This is a genomic window from Streptomyces sp. NPDC058758 (genome assembly GCF_042746075.1).
Lineage (GTDB): Bacteria > Actinomycetota > Actinomycetes > Streptomycetales > Streptomycetaceae > Streptomyces.
In genome coordinates, this window is the sequence record NZ_JBHYPS010000022.1 from 108,184 (window position 1) to 128,328 (window position 20,145).

Annotated in this window: 20 protein-coding genes; 13 read left to right on the forward strand and 7 right to left on the reverse strand. The window is 72.9% G+C overall.

Features of this window, described 5'->3' with window-relative positions; genetic code table 11:
- The first annotated feature begins 135 nt into the window (after positions 1–135).
- Together ACFW6A_RS24165 and ACFW6A_RS24170 are read left to right on the forward strand one after the other, a co-directional pair.
- Positions 136–405 (forward strand): type II toxin-antitoxin system Phd/YefM family antitoxin, encoded by a 270-nt coding sequence (locus tag ACFW6A_RS24165; RefSeq protein ID WP_039633133.1) that lies wholly within the window; start codon positions 136–138, stop codon positions 403–405.
- The gene (locus tag ACFW6A_RS24170; protein WP_033218430.1) at positions 398–661 is read left to right on the forward strand and encodes a type II toxin-antitoxin system RelE/ParE family toxin; all 264 of its coding nucleotides are present in this window, start codon (positions 398–400) and stop codon (positions 659–661) included. The genes ACFW6A_RS24165 and ACFW6A_RS24170 overlap by 8 nt, the downstream gene beginning before the upstream one ends.
- Before the next feature lie 133 nt (positions 662–794).
- Here the strand turns inward: ACFW6A_RS24170 and ychF are convergent, their stop codons facing one another.
- A complete protein-coding gene (gene ychF, locus ACFW6A_RS24175) occupies positions 795–1,883 on the reverse strand; it encodes a redox-regulated ATPase YchF (protein WP_200427744.1) in 1,089 nt (362 codons plus the stop codon).
- A 190-nt stretch (positions 1,884–2,073) separates the two neighbouring features.
- Here ychF and ACFW6A_RS24180 point away from each other — a divergent pair, with 190 nt between their 5' ends.
- Positions 2,074–2,739: a DUF6542 domain-containing protein gene (locus tag ACFW6A_RS24180; RefSeq protein WP_386484878.1), complete on the forward strand. Its 666-nt coding sequence runs from the start codon at positions 2,074–2,076 to the stop codon at positions 2,737–2,739.
- A 153-nt stretch (positions 2,740–2,892) separates the two neighbouring features.
- Here the strand turns inward: ACFW6A_RS24180 and ppgK are convergent, their stop codons facing one another.
- A complete protein-coding gene (gene ppgK / locus ACFW6A_RS24185; protein ID WP_386484876.1) occupies positions 2,893–3,639 on the reverse strand; it encodes a polyphosphate--glucose phosphotransferase in 747 nt (248 codons plus the stop codon).
- 29 nt (positions 3,640–3,668) lie between these two features.
- On the reverse strand, positions 3,669–4,706 hold the full coding sequence (locus ACFW6A_RS24190; RefSeq protein ID WP_386484874.1) for a 4-hydroxy-3-methylbut-2-enyl diphosphate reductase: 1,038 nt from the start codon (positions 4,704–4,706) through the stop codon (positions 3,669–3,671).
- A 54-nt stretch (positions 4,707–4,760) separates the two neighbouring features.
- Here ACFW6A_RS24190 and ACFW6A_RS24195 point away from each other — a divergent pair, with 54 nt between their 5' ends.
- The 4 genes from ACFW6A_RS24195 to ACFW6A_RS24210 all read left to right on the forward strand — a co-directional run bounded on the left by ACFW6A_RS24195 (position 4,761) and on the right by ACFW6A_RS24210 (position 8,623).
- On the forward strand, positions 4,761–6,134 hold the full coding sequence (locus ACFW6A_RS24195) for an APC family permease (RefSeq protein ID WP_386642657.1): 1,374 nt from the start codon (positions 4,761–4,763) through the stop codon (positions 6,132–6,134).
- 187 nt (positions 6,135–6,321) lie between these two features.
- On the forward strand, positions 6,322–7,527 hold the full coding sequence (gene xseA, locus ACFW6A_RS24200) for an exodeoxyribonuclease VII large subunit (RefSeq protein ID WP_351854397.1): 1,206 nt from the start codon (positions 6,322–6,324) through the stop codon (positions 7,525–7,527).
- A gap of 55 nt (positions 7,528–7,582) precedes the next feature.
- On the forward strand, positions 7,583–7,831 hold the full coding sequence (locus tag ACFW6A_RS24205) for an exodeoxyribonuclease VII small subunit (RefSeq protein WP_386642660.1): 249 nt from the start codon (positions 7,583–7,585) through the stop codon (positions 7,829–7,831).
- A gap of 201 nt (positions 7,832–8,032) precedes the next feature.
- Positions 8,033–8,623, forward strand: coding sequence for a malonic semialdehyde reductase (locus ACFW6A_RS24210; RefSeq protein WP_351854392.1), 591 nt, complete (start codon positions 8,033–8,035; stop codon positions 8,621–8,623).
- Positions 8,624–8,756: 133 nt separating this feature from the next.
- Here the strand turns inward: ACFW6A_RS24210 and ACFW6A_RS24215 are convergent, their stop codons facing one another.
- Positions 8,757–9,281, reverse strand: coding sequence for a DUF4245 domain-containing protein (locus tag ACFW6A_RS24215; RefSeq protein WP_351854389.1), 525 nt, complete (start codon positions 9,279–9,281; stop codon positions 8,757–8,759).
- Between the two features lie 127 nt (positions 9,282–9,408).
- Between ACFW6A_RS24215 and glpX the strand changes: the two genes are divergently transcribed.
- Positions 9,409–10,440 (forward strand): class II fructose-bisphosphatase, encoded by a 1,032-nt coding sequence (gene glpX / locus ACFW6A_RS24220; protein ID WP_351854387.1) that lies wholly within the window; start codon positions 9,409–9,411, stop codon positions 10,438–10,440.
- 165 nt (positions 10,441–10,605) lie between these two features.
- Here the strand turns inward: glpX and ACFW6A_RS24225 are convergent, their stop codons facing one another.
- Together ACFW6A_RS24225 and ACFW6A_RS24230 are read right to left on the reverse strand one after the other, a co-directional pair.
- Positions 10,606–10,977 (reverse strand): WhiB family transcriptional regulator, encoded by a 372-nt coding sequence (locus ACFW6A_RS24225; RefSeq protein WP_351854384.1) that lies wholly within the window; start codon positions 10,975–10,977, stop codon positions 10,606–10,608.
- A gap of 197 nt (positions 10,978–11,174) precedes the next feature.
- A complete protein-coding gene (locus tag ACFW6A_RS24230; protein ID WP_351854382.1) occupies positions 11,175–11,954 on the reverse strand; it encodes a DUF1707 domain-containing protein in 780 nt (259 codons plus the stop codon).
- Positions 11,955–12,142: 188 nt separating this feature from the next.
- On the opposite strand from ACFW6A_RS24230, the gene ACFW6A_RS24235 reads away from it, so the two are divergent.
- From ACFW6A_RS24235 to ACFW6A_RS24250, 4 genes are all read left to right on the forward strand, one after another.
- Positions 12,143–13,033 carry a LuxR family transcriptional regulator gene (locus ACFW6A_RS24235; protein WP_386642664.1) on the forward strand — a complete coding sequence of 297 codons (891 nt, stop codon included), beginning with the start codon at positions 12,143–12,145 and terminating at the stop codon, positions 13,031–13,033.
- Between the two features lie 386 nt (positions 13,034–13,419).
- Positions 13,420–16,029, forward strand: coding sequence for a S8 family serine peptidase (locus tag ACFW6A_RS24240; RefSeq protein WP_386642667.1), 2,610 nt, complete (start codon positions 13,420–13,422; stop codon positions 16,027–16,029).
- A gap of 181 nt (positions 16,030–16,210) precedes the next feature.
- Positions 16,211–17,884 carry a fumarate hydratase gene (locus ACFW6A_RS24245; RefSeq protein ID WP_351854374.1) on the forward strand — a complete coding sequence of 558 codons (1,674 nt, stop codon included), beginning with the start codon at positions 16,211–16,213 and terminating at the stop codon, positions 17,882–17,884.
- A 138-nt stretch (positions 17,885–18,022) separates the two neighbouring features.
- Entirely contained in the window at positions 18,023–18,688 is a 666-nt protein-coding gene (locus tag ACFW6A_RS24250) for an HAD family acid phosphatase (RefSeq protein ID WP_351854371.1), read from the forward strand.
- A gap of 13 nt (positions 18,689–18,701) precedes the next feature.
- Here ACFW6A_RS24250 and ACFW6A_RS24255 read toward each other — a convergent pair whose 3' ends face one another.
- Positions 18,702–19,211 carry a hypothetical protein gene (locus ACFW6A_RS24255; protein ID WP_386642671.1) on the reverse strand — a complete coding sequence of 170 codons (510 nt, stop codon included), beginning with the start codon at positions 19,209–19,211 and terminating at the stop codon, positions 18,702–18,704.
- A 101-nt stretch (positions 19,212–19,312) separates the two neighbouring features.
- Between ACFW6A_RS24255 and ACFW6A_RS24260 the strand changes: the two genes are divergently transcribed.
- On the forward strand, positions 19,313–19,957 hold the full coding sequence (locus ACFW6A_RS24260) for a lipoprotein (RefSeq protein ID WP_386642674.1): 645 nt from the start codon (positions 19,313–19,315) through the stop codon (positions 19,955–19,957).
- The last annotated feature ends 188 nt before the right edge of the window (positions 19,958–20,145 follow it).

The window sequence follows — 20,145 nt, forward strand, 5'->3', positions numbered from 1 at the left end:
GCGAAAACGCGGTTCTCGGAGCCCTCATCCAGCACGGTGCATGTTCATCCAGCAGATCCAGCACACGCGACCGCAGCGAGGTGGCCATCCATCGTGGCGTTGTGTACACATGGGACACTCGGTACGCTTGAGCGCATGACGCAGCCACTGCCCATAGAGTCCATCCGCGACGTGCGTGCACACTTGGCGGAGGTCGTGGAGCGCGCCGACCGCGACGACGTACCCACGGTGATCACGCGCCGAGGCAAGGAAGTAGCCGCCGTCGTCTCCATCGACGTACTGCGCAAGTACCAGGAGTGGGAAGAGCGCGAGATCAACCGGATCATCGACGAGCGCATGGCCAATCCGGCGCCCGGCATCCCGATCGAGGACATCATGAGGGAGACGCTGGCGCGCAGTGAGTGAGTACCGAACCGTCTTCCGCCCTGAGGCGCAAGCCGAACTTCGGAAGATCCCTCGCGACATGGCGCTGCGCATCCTGGCCAAGCTGACCGAACTGGAGACCGACCCGCTCGGATTCAACACCACCGCACTCGTGTCCCAGCCGGACCGCCGCCGGCTGCGTGTCGGCGACTACCGCGTCGTCTACACGATCGACAACGGGGAACTGGTGGTCTGGGTCGTCCACGTGGGGCACCGGTCCACCGTTTACGACACCTGATTACCACTGACCCCGCGTCAGAATATCCAGCGCCCATCCAGCACGGTGACGACGAAGGGGTCGGACTCGATAGAGTCCGACCCCTTCTGAACTGCGCGTTTGACTCAACGTCTAACACGCAGCAAGCGCACGACTACACGTTGAAGCGGAACTCCACCACGTCGCCGTCCTGCATGACGTATTCCTTGCCTTCCATGCGGGCCTTGCCGGCGGCTCGGGCGTCGGCGACGGAGCCGGTGGCGACGAGGTCGGCGAAGGAGATGACCTCGGCCTTGATGAAGCCCTTCTGGAAGTCGGTGTGGATGACGCCGGCCGCCTCGGGGGCCGTGGCGCCCTTCTTGATCGTCCAGGCGCGGGACTCCTTCGGACCGGCCGTGAGGTAGGTCTGGAGGCCGAGGGTGTCGAAGCCGACGCGGGCGAGGGTGGCGAGGCCGGGCTCCTCGGCGCCGACGGACTGGAGGAGCTCCATGGCGTCCTCCTCGTCGAGCTCGGCGAGGTCCTGCTCCAGCTTGGCGTTGAGGAAGATCGCCTCGGCCGGGGCGACGAGGGCACTCTGCTCGGCCTTGAAGGCGTCGTCGGTCAGCTCGTCCTCGTCGACGTTGAAGACGTAGAGGAAGGGCTTGGTGGTGAGCAGGTGGAGGTCGTGGAGGAGCTCCGCCTTCTCCGAGCCCTGGACGATGCCCTGGGAGAAGAGGGTGTCGCCCTTCTCCAGGATCGCCTGGGCGGCCTCGACGGCGGCGACCTTGGGCGCCGTGTCCTTCTTGATCCGCATCTCCTTCTGGAGGCGCGGGAGGACCTTCTCGATGGTCTGGAGGTCGGCGAGGATCAGCTCGGTGTTGATCGTCTCGATGTCGTCCTTCGGCGAGACCTTGCCGTCGACGTGCACGACGTTCTCGTCCTTGAAGGCGCGGATGACCTGGCAGATCGCGTCGGACTCGCGGATGTTGGCGAGGAACTTGTTGCCCAGGCCCTCGCCCTCGCTGGCGCCGCGCACGATGCCGGCGATGTCGACGAAGTCGACGGTGGCCGGGAGGACGCGCTGCGAGCCGAAGATCTCGGCGAGCTTGGTCAGGCGGGCGTCGGGGACGCCGACGACGCCGACGTTCGGCTCGATCGTGGCGAACGGGTAGTTGGCCGCCAGCACGTCGTTCTTGGTCAGGGCGTTGAACAGGGTCGACTTGCCGACATTCGGCAGGCCGACGATTCCGATCGTGAGCGACACGGTGGCGACTTCCCTAGATACGGATGATGGGTCGATCCCCCAGTTTACGGGGGGTCCGGGGCGGGCCTCACCGGCCGTCGGGGACGGGCTCCGGCCGACTTCGGTCGTCTTCGGTCGAACTGCGTCGCCAAGGTCGCCCAAAGGGCGTGTCCCGGGCCCCTCCCGGCGCGTCCCGACCTACGTTGGTGAGGTGGAGCAGCACAGGACAAGTCAGCCGCAAGGCCGCCGACGGCCGCAGACCCCCCTCACACCGCCCGGCGCGCTCGTGGAGGTGGAGGGGGCCGGAGCGGGGGCGGCCACCGTCTACCGGGTCGGCGCCCCGGCCGCCGCGCGGCGGCCCGCGCCGCCCGTGGTGCAGGCCCTGCGGCGGCTGCCCTCGCCCCGGCTGACCGGGCTCGGCGCGGGGCTCTTCGCGGCGGCCGCGATGCTCGTCGTCGGCTTCCTCGACTGGCTGGTCCTGGACGGTTCGCCGCTGGCGTTCGGCCTGCTGTTCCTGCCCGTGAGCGCGCTCACCGCGCTCTGGGTGCGTACCGCCGACCTGGTCACCGCGCCGATCGCCGTCCCGATCGCCTTCGCCGTCGGCGTCGTGCCGATCGCGGGCGGCTCCGGCGGCTTCGGCGGCCAGGCCATGGCCGTGGTCACCGCCCTCGCGGTGCACGCGGGCTGGCTGTACGGCGGGACGCTGATCGCCGGGATCATCGCGAGCGTCCGGAAGGTGCGGGAGATGGGGCGGCGCCGTCGCCGGCCCGCGGGCCCGGCCGGTCCGAAGCCCGCGGGCCCTGGCGGTCCGAAGCCCACCGCCGCTCCTGCCCGCCGGAATCCGGCCGCGCCCCGCGACCGCCGCCCGGCCCCGTGACCCCCCGCCCCGTTCCGTAGCCCCTCGTCGGCCGGCTCGTCGGCCACCTGGCCGGACCCCTGAGCCGCCCGGGGCCGTCCGTGGTCCGTCCGTGATCCGCCCGTGGTCCGTCCGTGGTCCGCGCGGGGCCGCACGTGGTCCGTCCGGCCGCCGCTACGTCGCGCCGCGCGCGGCCATCGCCGCGCCGACGATGCCCGCGTCGTTGCGCAGTTCGGCGGGGACGATCTCGGCGCGGATGCCGTCGAGGTAGGGCAGGAACTTGTCGGCCTTGCGGCTGACCCCGCCGCCGATGATGAACAGCTCCGGGGAGAAGAGCATCTCCACGTGGGCGAGGTACTTCCTCAGCCGCTTGGTGGCCCAGTGCTCCCAGGTCAGCTCCTCGTCCTCGCGGGCCTTGGAGGAGGCGCGCTTCTCGGCGTCGTGGCCCTTGAGCTCCAGGTGGCCCAGCTCCGTGTTGGGGACCAGGCGGCCGCCGGTGAAGACGGCGGAGCCGATGCCGGTGCCGAGGGTCAGCAGGATCACCGTGCCGGTGCGGCCCCGGCCCGCGCCGAAGGTCATCTCGGCGACGCCGGCCGCGTCGGCGTCGTTGAGGACGGTGACGGGGAGGCCGCCGACGGCTCCGCTGATGAGGGCGCCCGCGTCGGTGTCGATCCAGGACGGGTCCACGTTGGCGGCGGTGCGGACCGTGCTGCCGGTGACCACGCCGGGGAAGGTGACGCCGACCGGGCCGGTCCAGCCGAAGTGCCCCACGACCTCCGCGACGCGGCCCGCGACGTCCTGGGGCGTCGCGGGCTGCGGGGTGAGGACCTTGTACCGCTCCTCTGTGAGGGCGCCCCGTTCCAGGTCCACGGGGGCGCCCTTGATGCCCGATCCGCCGATGTCCACTCCGAAGACGTTCATGGAATCAAGCTAACCGGCAGGGGCGGGTCCTACTCCTTGACGAGCTCGGCGGCCTCGGCGCGCAGGTCGCGGCGGAGTTCCTTGGGGAGCGAGAAGGTGAGGTGCTCGTCGGCGGTCTTGACCAGCTCCACGTCGGCGTAGCCGCGCTGCGCGAGCCACTCCAGGACCTCCTGGACCAGCACGTCGGGCACGGAGGCGCCGGAGGAGAGGCCGACCGAGGTCACGCCCTCCAGCCAGGCCTCGTCGATCTCGCTCGCGAAGTCGACCAGGTACGCGGCGGGGACGCCGGCCTGCTTGGCGACCTCGACCATGCGGATCGAGTTCGAGGAGTTCTTGGAGCCGACGACGATGACGAGCTCGGCCTGGCCGGCCAGCTCCTTGATCGCGGTCTGGCGGTTCTGCGTGGCGTAGCAGATGTCGTCCGACGGCGGGGAGAGCAGCTGCGGGAACTTGTCCTTGAGCGCGTCGACCGTCTCCATGGTCTCGTCGACCGAGAGCGTGGTCTGGGAGAGCCAGACGACCTTGGAGGGGTCGCGGACCTCGATCTTGGCGACGTCCTCGGGGCCGTCGACGAGCTGGATGTGGTCGGGGGCCTCGCCGGAGGTGCCGATGACCTCCTCGTGGCCCTCGTGGCCGATGAGGAGGATGTCGAAGTCCTCGTTGGCGTAGCGGACGGCCTCCTTGTGGACCTTGGTGACCAGCGGGCAGGTCGCGTCGATCGTCGCGAGCCGGCCCCGGCGGGCCTCCTCGTGGACGGTCGGGGCGACGCCGTGCGCGGAGAACATCACGATGTTGCCCGGCGGGACCTCGGTGGCCTGGTCGACGAAGATCGCGCCCTTCCGCTCCAGCGTCTGGACCACGTACTTGTTGTGCACGATCTCGTGGCGGACGTAGACGGGGGCCCCGTACTGCTCCAGGGCCTTCTCCACGGCGATCACGGCACGGTCCACGCCCGCGCAGTAACCGCGGGGAGCGGCGAGCAGGACACGCTTCGGGCGGTCGGTCGCGGTCCGGTCCGCGGGGGCGGGCTCGGGCGTCGGCGCGGGCGTTGCAGTCATGCGTCCCATCGTAAGGCCGCGTCGGTGAGCGCTTGGAGCGCGACCGTGTCCGAAACTGGCGCCATGGCTGAGAACGCGCAGGTGGACGGGGAGACGGCGGGGCCGTCGGACCACTCGGGGCTCCGGCGGACGCTCGGGTTCCGCGACCTCGTCGTGTACGGACTGCTGTTCATCGCGCCGATGGCGCCGGTCGGCGTCTTCGGGACGCTCGACGCGAAGTCCCACGGCGCCGTCGCACTGGTGTACGCCGTGGCGACGGTGGCCATGGCGTTCACGGCCCTCAGCTACGCGCAGATGGTCCGGGTCGCCCCGCAGGCCGGCTCGGTCTTCGCGTACGCCCGCAAGGGGCTCGGCGAGGGGCCCGGCTTCGTCGCCGGCTGGATGGCGATGCTCGACTACCTGCTGATCCCGGCCGTCGCCTACCTCTTCGCGGGCATCGCGATGGAGGCGCTGGTGCCCGAGGTGCACCGGTGGGTGTGGACGGGGATCGCGGTGGTGGTGACCACCCTGCTCAACCTGTGGGGGGTGCGGGCCGCGGCCCGGGTCGGCTTCGCGGTGCTCGCGATGGAGATCGTGGTGCTGCTGGTCTTCGTGGTGTCGGCGGTGGTGGTGCTCGTGCGCGACGGGGCGCAGCGCGACTGGTGGTCGCCGCTCGCCGGCGACGGGACCTTCTCGTTCGCGGCGGTGGTCGGCGCGGTGTCGGTGGCGGTCCTGTCGTACCTCGGTTTCGACGCGATCGCGTCCTTCGCGGAGGAGGTCACCGGCGGCTCGGCGAAGGTGGCGCGGGCGCTCCTGTTCTGCCTGGTGCTCGCGGGCGTCCTCTTCATCGCCCAGACCTGGCTGGTGGCGCTGCTCGAACCGGTCTCCTCCGCGGAGCTGGCGGCCGATCCGGCGAAGCAGGGCTCCGCCTTCTACGACGCCGTGGACAGCTCGGTCGGCGGCTGGCTGCACGACCTGGTGGCCGTGTCCAAGGCGATCGGCGCGGCCTTCGCCGCGCTGGCCGGGCAGGCGGCGGGCGGGCGGCTGCTCTTCGCGATGGGCCGCGAGGGGCGGCTGCCGCACGCGCTGGCGCGGACCGACTCGGGCGTGCCCCGGGTGGCGCTGCTGGTGTCGGCGACGGTGACGACGGTCGCGGCGCTGTGGGCGGCCGGGCGCGACGACGGCCTGGACCACCTGGTGTCGGTGGTCGACGTCGGCGCCCTGACGGCCTTCGTCCTGCTCCACGCGAGCGTCGTCGGCTGGTTCGCGGTCCGGCGCGCGGAGGGCCCGCCGCACTGGCTGAAGCACGTGGTCCTGCCGGTGGTGGGCGCGGCGATCCTGGTCGCGGTGATCGTGGAGGCCTCGGCTGCGGCCCAGGTGGTGGGCGTGATCTGGCTGGGCGTGGGCCTGGTCGTACTCGCCGTCCAGGGGGCGGGGCGAGGGCCGGCGGGGGTGTGAGGGGCGGGGGCGGCGGGAGTGTGAGGGACGGAGACCGGCGGGGGCGGCGAGCCGTGCGGGGGCCGTACGAGGGGGGCGAGGTTACGGGTCGGGGCGGGCGTTTCCGGGGGCCGGGGCGGGGGTGCGGCGGGTCGGACGGGGGTCGTGTGGCGGTGACGTTGTCGGGGGGCGCCGTTACGCTCGGTTCATGGGTATGACTACGTCCGCCGAAGCGCCGCTTCCCGTCGGTGAGGTCTCCCGGATGATCGGGGGGTGGATCGACCGGCTGGGGGCGATCTGGGTCGAGGGGCAGATCACGCAGCTCTCGCGGCGGCCCGGGGCCGGGGTCGTCTTCCTGACGCTGCGGGACCCCTCGCACGACGTCTCGATCGGGGTGACCTGCTACCGCCAGGTCTTCGACGCGGTGGCCGACGTCGTCTCGGAGGGCGCGCGGGTCGTCGTGCGCGCCAAGCCGGAGTGGTACGCGCCGCGCGGGCAGCTGTCGCTGCGGGCGGCGGAGATCAAGCCGGTCGGGATCGGCGAGCTGCTGGCCCGGCTGGAGCAGCTGAAGCGGGGGCTCGCGGCCGAGGGGCTGTTCGCGCTCGACCGGAAGAAGCCGCTGCCGTTCCTGCCGCAGCTGATCGGCCTGGTCTGCGGCCGGGCCTCGGCGGCCGAGCGGGACGTGCTGGAGAACGCCCGGCGCAGATGGCCCGCCGTCCGCTTCGAGGTGCGGAACGTCCCGGTGCAGGGCGTGAAGGCGGTGCCGGAGGTGATCCAGGCGGTCCGGGAGCTGGACGCGCACGAGGACGTGGACGTGATCGTGGTGGCGCGCGGCGGCGGCAGCGTCGAGGACCTGCTGCCCTTCTCGGACGAGCAGCTGGTCCGGGCGGTCGCCGCGTGCCGGACGCCGGTGGTGTCCGCGATCGGGCACGAACCGGACTCCCCGCTGCTCGACCTGGTGGCGGACCTGCGCGCCTCCACGCCGACCGACGCCGCGAAGAAGGTCGTCCCGGACGTCGGCGAGGAGCTGGAGCGGGTGCGGGGGCTGCGCGACCGGGCGCTGCGCACGGTCCGGGGGCTCCTGGAGCGCGAGGAGCGGGGGCTCGCGCACGCGCTGGCCCGGCCGGTGATGGAGCACCCGCAGCGGATGGTGGAGGTCAGGGAGGACGAGCTGGACGCGCTCCTGGCGCGCGGCCGGCGGGTGTTCGGGCACCTCCTCGACCGGGCGGACTCGGAGCTGGCGCACACGCGGGCGCGGGTCCGCGCGCTCTCCCCCGCGGCCACCCTGGAGCGCGGGTACGCGGTGCTCCAGCGGGCGGACGGCGCGGTGGTCCGCGCGGAGGCGGAGGTCGCGGAGGGCGAGGAGCTGCGGGCCCGGGTGGCCGAGGGCGAGTTCACGGTGCGCCGGGCCTGAGGAGGCCGGGGCGGGACCACGAGGGTCGACGAGAGTCGCGGAGGACGGAGAAGAGATGGCAAGCGGTACCAAGACGGCGGCGGCGCCCGGTTACGAGCAGGCGCGCGACGAGCTGATCGAGGTCGTCCGGCGCCTGGAGGCGGGCGGGACCACCCTGGAGGAGTCGCTGGCGCTCTGGGAGCGCGGGGAGGAGCTGGCGAAGGTCTGCCGGCACTGGCTGGAGGGCGCCCGCGCCCGGCTCGACGCCTCGCTGGCGGCCGAGCGCGAGGAGGACGAGGCGGACGGGGAGGACGGGGAGGAGTAGGGCGGGGGAAGGCCGGGAGGAGAGGGCCGAGGGAAGCGGGACGGGACGGGGGCCGGCGGCGGTCCCGCTAGACTGGCACGAGTGAAGCGGATCACTATCCGGATCGGATAGTTGAATTTTCACCAATCCTGGGCGTACTGTCGAGACGTCGCCCGGGATTCCCCGCCGGGCGGTCCCCTTGCAGTCCGGAAGGTACGCAGCATGTCCCTCGTTCTCGACCCCGCCGCCCAGGACCTCCTCTTCCGCGAGGCCCGCACCGCCAACACGTTCACCGACGAGCCGGTGACCGACGAGCAGGTCCAGGCGATCTACGACCTGGTGAAGTACGGCCCCACCGCCTTCAACCAGTCCCCGCTGCGCATCACCCTGGTCCGCTCCGAGGAGGCCCGCGAGCGCCTCGTCGGCCACATGGCCGAGGGCAACCAGGCCAAGACCCGCACCGCGCCGCTCGTCGCGATCCTCTCCGCCGACAACGAGTTCCACGAGGAGCTCCCGGCCCTGCTCCCGCACTTCCCGCAGGCCAAGGACATGTTCTTCGCCGAGCGCCCGGTCCGCGAGGGCTCCGCTCTGCTGAACGCCGCCCTGCAGGCCGCGTACTTCATCGTGGGCGTCCGCGCCGCCGGCCTGGCCGCCGGCCCGATGACCGGCCTGGACTTCGCCGGCGTCCAGAAGGAGTTCCTGGACGACGACCACACCCCGCTGATGGTCGTCAACATCGGCAAGCCGGGCGAGGACGCCTGGTTCCCGCGCTCCCCGCGCCTGGCCTACGACGACGTCATCACGACCGTCTGAGCCCGATCCGCGCACGACGAAGCCCCCGGTGTCCGCACACCGGGGGCTTCGTCGTGCTCCGGGGCCGCCTCACGGGCCCTTCGGCCCCCCGGCCTTCCGGGGACGGGGGTCCGGGACCGAGGGGCCCGGGAGGTCAGGCCGGCTTCGACGTGAGCGCGCCCGCCATCTCGGCGAGGGTCTCGAAGGACGCCGTGCCGGCGACGACCGTGGTCGCACCGGCCTCGGTCCGCACCAGCGCGTCGTACTTGGGGCCCTCCCAGCGCTGCCACTCCCGGCCGCCCACCGTCTGCGTCTTCCCGGTGTTCTTGGCCGCGTGGGTGACCTTGGGCACGAACTTCTTCGGCTCCGCCGTCGACTGGTTCACCGAGACGTACTGGGTGTCCGGGGAGAGGAAGCCGAGCTGCCAGGCGTCGGCCTGCTCGCGCTTGTACGAGACCACCGTCGCCTTCCAGCCGTCGCCCAGGCCCTCGGGCGCGAGCACCGGATAGGGTGCCGCGCGCTGGGCCGTGATCAGCTCGACCCGGTAGTCCTTGGCCTTCACCGGCTCCGCGTCCTCGTCGTGCGGGATGAAGAGATACATGACCCCCGCGGCGACCATGATCACCCCGAGGGACTGGAACATCCCGCGTACCGTCTGCCTGCCTCGCTTAGCTGCCACGCCCCATATGGTCGCATCACGGTCCCGCGCTCATACGTGGGCCCCTCTGCTCAATTTGTCGACCTGGCGATAGAGTCACAGGCACCCTCCTTTTTCCGGCCGTCGTCGTACAGAAAGGTGCGCTCCGATGACCGAGCACCACCTCCCTCCCGAGCTTGAGGTCTCTCCCGAGGCCCCCGACCGCAACCTCGCCCTCGAACTGGTCCGGGTGACCGAGGCCGCCGCCATGGCCGCCGGCCGCTGGGTCGGCCGCGGTGACAAGATCGGCGCGGACGGCGCCGCGGTCAACGCGATGCGGACCCTGATCTCGACCGTCTCGATGAACGGCGTCGTCGTCATCGGCGAGGGCGAGAAGGACGAAGCGCCGATGCTCTTCAACGGCGAGCGGGTCGGCGACGGCACCGGCGCCGAGGTCGACATCGCCGTGGACCCGATCGACGGCACCACCCTGAACGCCAAGGGCATGCCGAACGCCATCGCGGTGCTCGCCGCCGCCGACCGCGGCTCGATGTTCGACCCGTCCGCGGTCTTCTACATGGACAAGCTGGTCACCGGCCCCGAGGCCGCGGACTTCGTCGACATCAACGCCCCCGTCTCGGTCAACATCCGCCGGGTCGCCAAGGCCAAGGGCATGAACGCCGAGGACGTCACCGTGGTCATCCTCGACCGCCCGCGCCACGAGGCCATGGTCAAGGAGATCCGCGAGACCGGCGCCCGGATCAAGTTCATCTCCGACGGCGACGTGGCCGGCTCGATCATGGCCGCCCGCGAGGGCACCGGCGTCGACCTGCTCATGGGCATCGGCGGCACCCCCGAGGGCATCATCTCGGCCTGTGCCATCAAGTGCCTGGGCGGCGTCATCCAGGGCAAGCTGTGGCCGAAGGACGAGGCCGAGCGCCAGAAGGCCCTCGACGCGGGCCACGACCTGGACCGGGTCCTCACCACGACCGACCTGGTGAGCGGCGAGAACGTCTTCTTCGTCGCCACCGGCATCACCGACGGCGAGCTGCTGCGCGGGGTGCGCTACCGCTCCGAGACCGCGACGACCCAGTCGCTGGTCATGCGCTCGAAGTCCGGCACGATCCGCCAGATCGACTCCACGCACCGGCTCGCGAAGCTGCGCGCCTACAGTCAGATCGACTTCGACCGGGCCAACTGACACCGGAACCGGTCCGACGACGGCAGCGAAGAGGGGCGCCCCCATGTGCGGTGGGGGCGCCCCTCCCCGTACGGGACGATGAGTGCGGGACGAGTGAGTACGGGCCCGCCGGTACGGGACGAGTGAGTACGGGCCCGCCGGTACGGGGCCCGGGCGCGCGGTCCGTCAGCCGGCCTGGGCGACGCGCTCGGTCGCGGCCGCCTTGCGCAGCTCGACCTCGCGGCGCCGGCGGCGGGCCAGCACCACGCGGCGCTCGGCGGCGGTGAGACCGCCCCACACGCCGTACGGCTCGGGCTGGAGCAGCGCGTGCTCGCGGCAGTCGACCATGACGGGACAGCGGGCGCAGACCCGCTTGGCCGCCTCCTCGCGGGACAGCCGGGCGGCGGTCGGCTCCTTGGAGGGGGCGAAGAAGAGTCCTGCCTCGTCCCGGCGGCACACCGCCTCCGCGTGCCAGGGGCCGTCCTCGTCCTGCCGCGCGGGAGCACGCTGGGGCGGCACGGGGGCTACCTGGAGGGGCTGATGCGGCAGTTGCAGCACGGTCTACTCCTGACGACGGCTTCGCGAGCGAGCAGCGATGCACCAGCCCTACCCGCTGTGCGCGCGCCTATGCACCGCGTGTCCTCCCCATCCGGACTCCGGAGCCCCGGCGACGCATTCCGGTCATCTCCTGGCCGATACCCGGTGGGTGATCCGGAGGGACCGGCGGGTGGGAGTCGAAGGCACCGGCGGGGCGATCAATGGCCCAGGTGCTTGCGGACCCTCTTCTGGAGGTCCGTGACCCACTTGCCGCGCTTGGGTCTCGCCTCCACGTTCCCCAGCACCGCGTAGCCGTTGACGACCACCAGCGGGGCCTGGGGGTCGACCCCCTCCAGGTTCGTGACCTCGAAGTTCCCGAGGATGCCGGTGCCGGAGCCGCGCAGGCTGATGTTCTCCGGGACGCGGACCTCGACGTTCCCGAAGATCGAGGTGGCGTTGATGGTGGTGAGCGGCTGGGCGAAGATCGCCTCCGTCAGGTCGATCTCCACGTTCCCGAAGATCGCGAAGGCGTTGGTGCGGCGGGCGACCCGCCAGCGGCCCTTGCGGGTGGTGCTGGAGAACACCGCGACCAACTGGTCCGCGTTCCCCTCCGCGTCCTCGGGTCCGTAGGCGGCCGGGGCCGGTGTGGGGGCCGGGCGCGCGGTGGCCGGTCCGCCGTCGGCGGCCGGCAGGTCCCGCACGATCGGCTCCAGCTCGCCCACCGTCTTCGCCCGGTAGACGGCCTCGACCCGCTCCGCGTGCTCCTCCGCGTCGAGCCGCCCCTGGGCCAGCGCCTCCGCCAGGATCTCCGCGACCCGGTCCCGGTCGGCGTCGGAGGCGCGCAGCGCGCCCTGGGGATCGGCGTACGCGGGAGGGGCCGGGGGCGCGGGGGCAACCGGGGGCGCGGGAGGGGACGGGACCGCGGGAGGGGACGGAGGGGTGGGCGCGGTCGGGGGTGCGGGCGGCTGCGCGGGGTCGGGCTGCTTTTCGAGGTCCACGTCTCCACCCTGGCACACGCGATAGATCGCGACCAGGGAGCGGATCCCCCATCTCTCCCCTAGGGGACGAGGTGGCGGGTTGCGTCGCGGCGGGAAACCGCCGGGTTCCGGGCGCCTCCGCCGCCGTCGGCTCCGCCAGGATGAGGACGAGGGGACAGGGAGGACGGGCGGGCGGGAGGGTGCGGGAGATGACGGACGTTCAGAACGGCCACCGGCAGGATCCCGACGCCTTCGAAGGGCTCGTCCTGAGACGGCTCGACGAGATCCGCCGGGCACTGCGGGTCACCGGGCCCGGGTCCGATTCCGGTTTCGGGTCCGGGTCCGGGTCCGGGTGCGAATCCGGGTCCGCTCCCGACACCGGGTGCGGGTCCGTGCCGGCGGCGGACGCGGCCGCCGTGGTGCCGCCCGACGTGGAGGTCGTCGTCGGGGCGCGGACCATCGCCGAACGCTACGCGGCGCTCCAGCGCTCCGCCCGCCGCGAGATCCTCGCCCTCTCCGCCGGACCCGTCGTCGCCGTTCCCGCCGCCGACAACTCCGGGCAGCGCGAGGCGATGCGGGCCGGCGTGCGCTACCGGGTCGTCTACGACCGGGACGCACTCGCCCTCACGGACTCCGACACGCCGCCGCTGCTCGAACACTGGGCGTCGCTCGGCGAGGAGATGCGGGTCGCGTTCGGACTGCCGCTGAAGCTGGTGCTGGTGGACCGCGCGCGGGCCCTCGTCGTCCCCCTCGCGGACGGCACGGGGCCGGACGGCGCGGGGCCCGACGGGGAGCCGCGCGCCACCGTCCTGCGGTCGCGCCCGCTGCTCGACGCGCTCGGCTGGATCTTCGACCGGGTCTGGGACAGTGCGCTGCCGGTGCCGGTGGCGATCGCGGCGGCGGTCGACGGGCCGCTGACCGCGGAGGACCGGCGACTGCTGTCGCTGCTGCTGAACGGGTACACGGACCAGGCGATCGGGGCGCAGGTGGGGGTGTCGGAGCGGACGGTGCAGCGGCGGGTGCGGAGGTTGCTGGCGCTGGCGGGGGTGCGCAGTCGGCTCCAGCTCGGCTGGCACGCCGCCCGCCACCACTGGCTCTGACCCCCGCGCCCCACACGACCCGCGCCCGCGCCGCCGGTACGCGCTGCACCCGCGCCCCTCCGCGGCCCGCGCCCGCCCCGTCCCCGCGCGGCCCGCGCCCGCCCGTCCCAGTGCGGCCCGCGCCCCCGCCCCTCCGGCGGCCCGCGCCCGCGCCCCCTTGTGCGGGCTGGGTCCGCCGGCCCTGTGGGCCGTCGTCCCAGCGGAACGACTGCCCGCACCGGTCCGGCGGGAAGCGGTGACAGGAGCGGTAACAGGGGTGGTGGGATGCGGAGTTGTCGGGTTTACGTCAGGGCGGCAAGCCGACAGGGGCGGGGGACTGCCGGGGGGCCGGGCGCGTGGCAACGTGTCCGGCGTTCGCACACCAGGACGCCGCCGGAAGGACATCCATGTCCCGTCGCAGATCCACCGCGATACCCACCGCCACCGCCACCGCCCTCGCCCTCGCCGCCGCCTCGCTCGCCCTCACCGCGGGCCCCGCCGCGGCCGGTGCCGACCCCGTCCCGGCCGACCGGCTGGGCTCGCACGACCGGGCCCTGCTCGCGCAGTACGAGCGACAGCACGAGCAGCGGCGGCAGGCCGCTCCCGGCTTCGCGACGCTGCTCGTCGCCGTCGGCGAGGGGCGGACCGCCGAGGCCGAGGCGGCGCTCGCCGCGCTGGGCGTCGAGGCGCTCCGTACCGACGCCTCCGTCGGGTACCTGAAGGCCAACGTGCCGTTCGACCTGGTCGAGACGGTCGCCGCCCTCGACCCCGTGGTCGCCGTCGACCTCGACGAACTGCTGGAGGTCGAGGACACCCGGGCGGACGGCGGGGCCGGGGCCGCCGGAGGCCCGAAGCCCGGCGCCGGGGCGCCGGCCGCGCCGTCCGCCGCGACCCCGGACGCCAACCCGTACATGCCGACCCGCGAGACCGGGTCGACGGACTTCAAGGCGGACCACCCAACCTTCGACGGGCGCGGGGTCACCATCGGCGTCATGGACACGGGCATCGACCCGACCCATCCGGCGCTGGCGAGGACGACGACCGGTGAGCACAAGCTGGTCGAGACGGTCACCGGCACCGACCCGAACAACTTCGTCGACCTGCTCTTCGACTCCAGCTGGTTCCTGATGGGCCGGCAGCAGTCCGGCCCGACGGTCCACACCCCCGACGGCCAGGCGTGGACCGCGCCGCCCGGCTCCGACCTGCGGGTGCAGAACCGGGCGCTGGCGATGCCCGGCGGCGGGCAGCGGAAGATCGGCGTCCTCTTCCGGGACTCGGACGGATCGATCCGGGTCGACACGGACGGCGACTTCGACTTCACCGACGAGGAGGCGATGCGCCGGTTCGGCGAGGCCCGCCAGGTCGGGTACCTCGGCGCCGACGACCCGGCGACGCCGCTCAACGAGCGCGTTCCCTTCACCGTGGAGGCGAAGAGGATCAACGCCACCACGACGGGCGTGAACGTCAACGTGATCACCGAGGCGCACGGCACCCACGTCGCCGGCATCACCGCCGCCCACGGCATGTACGGCGGCGCCATGGACGGGCAGGCGCCCGGCGCGAAGCTGGTCTCGATGAAGGCGTGCCACTCCCTCGGCTGCTCCTCGGCCGCGCTGACCGACGGCATGATCGACCTCGCCACGAAGTACGGCGTGGACGTGATCAACATGTCGATCGGCTCCAGCCCCGAGTTCAACGACGGCCAGAGCGCCCGCGCGCTCGTCTACAACCGGCTGATCGACTCCACCGGGGTCCAGCTCTTCATCTCGGCGGGCAACTCCGGCGCCGGGACGAACACCGTCGGCGACCCGACCGGGGCCGACAAGGCGGTCAGCGTCGGTGCCGCGGTCTCCTCCGCCACGTGGTGGGCGAACTACGGCTCGGTGACGAAGGACGCGCGGGCCGTGTTCCCGTTCTCCTCGCGCGGGCCGCGTGAGGACGGCGGCTTCAAGCCGGACGTCACCGCCCCCGGCTCGGCCGTCTCCACCACCCCGGACTGGATCGCGCCCGCCTCGGTGCCGGAGACCGGCTACGCGCTGCCGCCCGGCTACTCGATGATGAACGGCACCTCGATGGCGTCCCCGCAGGCCGCCGGCGCCGGCGCGCTGCTGCTCTCGGCGGCGAAGCAGACCGGGGTGTCCGCCACCCCGGCCGAGCTGCGCGCCGCGATCTACTCGACGGCCCGCTGGAACGGCACGGCCGACGCCGTCGCACAGGGCCGGGGCCAGTTCGACGTGCCGAAGGCGTGGTCCGTCCTCGGGAAGGGGAAGGCGGACACGGCCGACGCCGTCACCGTCTCCGCGCCCGTCTGCACCCCGCTCTCCGGCAGGCTCGTCACCCCGCACCGGGGCAGCGGCCTCTTCAACAGCTGCGCCCCCGGCGCCGGCGGCCAGGCGGTCGGCGAGGAGCGGACGTACGAGCTGACGGTGACCCGCACCACCGGCCCGGACGCGCCCGTGGCGTACGAGACCGGGCTGAAGGGCGGCGGCGGGACCTTCTCCGTGCCGTCCTCCGTGGTCCTCGCCAAGGGCGTCCCGACCACCCTGGCGGTCACCGCGAAGCCGGGCGCCCAGGGCGTCCACTCCGCCGTCCTCACCCTGGACGACCCGGCCACCCGGGCCGTCGAGCAGCACGCGATGCTGGCCGTCGAGGCCGCCGTGCCGCTGACCGCCGGCGGCGCCCCGCTGACCGTCACCGGCGTCGCGCACCGCAACGGCACCGTCCACTACACGGTGGCCGTGCCCGCCGGGGCGAAGGCGCTGACCGTGTCGATGGACGGTCTGGACGAGGGCAGCCAGACCCGCTGGTGGGCCTTCCGGCCGACCGGCGTCTCCGGCGAGGCCTCCGCCGCCGGAACGATCTACTGCTACAACAACTACCTCGACGGCTACGGCTGCGACCCCCGGACCCGGACCTACGCGGCTCCCGCCGCCGGCGTGTGGGAGCTGGTCGTGGAGGCCCGCCGCACGTCCCCGCTGTGGGCGAACCCGTACGCGCTGACGGCGACCGTCTCCTAGCGGCCCACCGGGCGGAACGCCGGACGGCGGACCGACCGGAACACTCCACTTCGGCGCGGTCCCGGTCCCCGGTGAGCCTTACCTCACAGGATCGGGGCCGCGCCGGCGTTCTACGCTGGAGGGCGCGCCCGCCAACGGAGGCGGCGCGCCGCTGTCTGCCGAGTGAGGAATGGCCGCCGTCATGCCCGAGTTTGCGTACTCCGATCTGCTGCCCCTGGGAGAGGACACCACGCCCTACCGGCTGGTGACCGCCGAGGGCGTCTCCACCTTCGAGGCCGACGGCCGTACGTTCCTCAAGGTCGAGCCGGAGGCGCTGCGCAAGCTGGCCGCCGAGGCGATCCACGACATCCAGCACTACCTGCGCCCGGCCCACCTGGCCCAGCTGCGGAAGATCATCGACGACCCGGAGGCGTCGGGCAACGACAAGTTCGTCGCGCTCGACCTGCTGAAGAACGCCAACATCGCCGCCGCCGGCGTGCTCCCGATGTGCCAGGACACCGGCACCGCGATCGTCATGGGCAAGCGCGGGCAGAACGTGCTGACCTCCGGCCGCGACGAGGAGGCCCTGTCGAAGGGCGTCTACGACGCGTACACCAAGCTGAACCTGCGCTACTCGCAGATGGCCCCGGTGACCATGTGGGAGGAGAAGAACACCGGCTCGAACCTGCCCGCGCAGATCGAGCTGTACGCGACCGACGGCGGCGCCTACAAGTTCCTCTTCATGGCCAAGGGCGGCGGCTCCGCCAACAAGTCCTTCCTCTACCAGGAGACGAAGGCCGTCCTCAACGAGGCGTCCATGATGAAGTTCCTGGAGGAGAAGATCCGCTCGCTCGGCACGGCCGCCTGCCCGCCGTACCACCTGGCGATCGTCGTCGGCGGCACCTCCGCCGAGTTCGCGCTCAAGACCGCGAAGTACGCCTCCGCGCACTACCTGGACGAGCTGCCGACCGAGGGCGACGCCGCCACCGGCCACGGCTTCCGGGACAAGGAGCTGGAGGAGAAGGTCTTCGAGCTGACGCAGAGGATCGGCATCGGCGCGCAGTTCGGCGGCAAGTACTTCTGCCACGACGTGCGCGTGGTCCGCCTCCCCCGGCACGGCGCCTCGCTGCCCGTCGCGATCGCCGTCTCCTGCTCGGCCGACCGCCAGGCCGTCGCGAAGATCACCGCCGAGGGCGTCTTCCTGGAGCAGCTGGAGACCGACCCGGCGCGCTTCCTGCCGGAGACCACCGACGAGCACCTCGACGCCGACGGCGACGTCGTGAAGATCGACCTGAACCAGCCGATGGAGCAGGTCCTGGCCGAGCTGACCAAGTACCCGGTCAAGACCCGCCTCTCCCTCACCGGCCCGCTGGTCGTGGCCCGCGACATCGCGCACGCCAAGATCAAGGCGCGGCTCGACGCCGGCGAGGAGATGCCGCAGTACATGAAGGACCACCCGGTCTACTACGCGGGCCCGGCGAAGACCCCCGAGGGGTACGCCTCCGGCTCCTTCGGTCCGACCACGGCCGGCCGGATGGACAGCTACGTGGAGCAGTTCCAGGCGGCGGGCGGCTCGATGGTGATGCTCGCCAAGGGCAACCGCTCGCAGCAGGTCACCGACGCGTGCGGCACGCACGGCGGCTTCTACCTCGGCTCCATCGGCGGCCCGGCCGCCCGCCTCGCCCAGGACTGCATCAAGAAGATCGAGGTCCTGGACAACGAGGAGGACGGCATGGAGGCCGTCTGGAAGATCGAGGTCGAGGACTTCCCGGCCTTCGTCGTCGTCGACGACAAGGGCAACGACTTCTTCCAGAACCCGGCGCCCGAGCCGACGTTCACGCACATCCCGGTGCGCCAGGGCTCCCAGCTCTCGTAACCCGCGGTAGCACCACCACCGCCCCCCGGTCCCCGCGGACCGGGGGGCGGTGTCGTTCCCGGTCGGCACCTTCCGCACGGAAAGTCGCTACCGACCGGTAGTCAGCAGGACATCTACTGGCCAGTATGGGTCGCGAGCATGTCAACCACTGAGACGGTCGACCACTCGGGAGCCCCCATGCCCTCCGCCAAGTCCGCAGCCACCGCCACCGGCCTCCTCGGCCTCACCGCCCTCCTCGTCGTCGGGCCCGCGCCCGCCGCCTCCGCCGCCGACCCCGACACCCACCTCGCCTCGGCGGCCGCGGTCGAGGGCGTGGACTACGCGACCTGGCGCCGCGACGTCGCCGCCGTGGTCGCCGAGGCCCGCCCCTATGTCGAGGCGCGCGCCGAGGACGCCGGCACCGAGCGGCAGGCGATCGTCCTCGACATCGACAACAGCTCCCTGGAGACGGACTTCCACCCGTTCTGGGAGCTGCCGACGCCGGCGATCCCCGAGGTCCACGCCCTGGTGAGGGACGCCCACGCGCGCGGGGTGAAGGTCTTCTTCGTGACCGCGCGCCCGGGGATCGTCCACTCCCTCACCGAGTGGAACCTCAAGAAGGTCGGCTACCCGGTCGACGGGCTGTACGTGCGCTCGCTGCCCGACCTGTTCGCCGAGGTGAGCGCGTACAAGACGGAGAAGCGCGCCGAGATCGAGGCCAAGGGCTACACGATCATCGCGAACATCGGGAACAACACGACCGACGTCGTCGGCGGTCACGCCGAGCGCGCCTTCAAGCTGCCGGACTACGGCAAGCTGTCGTGACCCGCCCGCCCGGCTAGCGGGTGAGGTGGAACTCCAGCTTCGAGTAGTCGCCGTCGGGGGTCGAGCGGATCCAGCCGCGGACGTCCTTGAAGTCGCCGGTGCCGCCGGTGACCGCGATGTCGAACGCGGCCGGGGAGTCGTCAGTGGGGTCCGCGGAGAGCAGCGTCTGCCCGGCGATCGCGCCGCCCGGGCCGCCGTTCAGGACGAAGGTGCCGACGCACATGAGGTCGGCCGGGTTGCCGGCGCGCGCCACGGTGCAGACGACTCCGTCCCTGCCGACCTTCTCGCCGCCCTTGGTGCGGGAGAGGTCGTCGGCGAAGGCGAAGGAGTCGCCCACCTCGGGCGCCGAGCCGCTCTCCCCGCCCCCGTCCGCCGGGACCTCCTTGGCGTAGAGGGTGAACTCGAAGCCGTCGGCCGCGGGTGCGGCGGGGGCCGCCGGCGCGGCGGTGGTGGTGAGGGCGACGGCGGCGGCCGTCGCGGCGCCGAGCGCGCCGAGCCTCCTGAGGCTGGTGCTCCGGATCATGGACTGCCTCCCTGGCGGGGTGGGTGTCCTCCCCCTTCGGGCCGTCCTCACATTGTGCGACCGCCGTCCGGGGGACGCACGCCGTCGGGAATGATGGGGCCATGCCCGTCAGAGCCCCCTTCCTCCGTACCGCCCTGCTCGCGGCGGCCCTGCTGACCGCCTGCGGTACGACCCCGGAGCCGGGCGCCCCGGCGTCCGGAGCGGCGGCGAAGCCGTCCCCGACGTCGCCGTCCCCGGCGCCCACCGCGTCCGCCGCCCCGAAGGCGGCGGCGTCCGTCGGCGGCCCCGGCACCGCCTGCGCGCTGCCCGTCTCCTTCTCCCTCGCGGAGGGCTGGGAACCGGAGACGGTCGAGAAGCCCGAGGACCCCGACTTCGCCGCGCTGGTGGAGCAGGGCCCGGCCACGATCGTGTGCGAGGCCACGTCGGAGGGGACCCCGCACATCGGCTTCCTGCGGGTGTGGACCGCGCCGAAGGGCCCGGCCGGGGCCGCCCTGTCGGCCTTCGTGAAGGACGACAGGACCAAGGCGCTCGTCCTGAAGGACGTGAAGCTGGGCGGCACGGCCGCCGTGGAGGCCCGCTACTCCGCGTACAGCGCCCTGGAGGAGGAGTGGCGGGACGGACGGTCCTTCGCGGTGGAGACCGCGAAGGGCACGGTCGTCATCGTGGAGCTCGGCGGCCTCGACGCCGAGGAGGACGCCGTGGTCGCCGCGTACGAGCTGGCGAAGTCGACCTTCGAGGTCGCCTGACCGACGCGCGGAAGGCCCGCGCGGAAACCCGGCGCGGACGGCCGGCGCGGGCGGTCGCGTGAAAGAGCCGTGGGGCCCCCCCCCCCCCCCCCCCCGGGGGGCCCCGGGGGGGGGGGGCGCGGGCCGGCGCCCCCCCCCCCCCCGCGGGGGCGGGGGGGGGGGGGGGGGCCGCGGGGGCATCGCCAGGG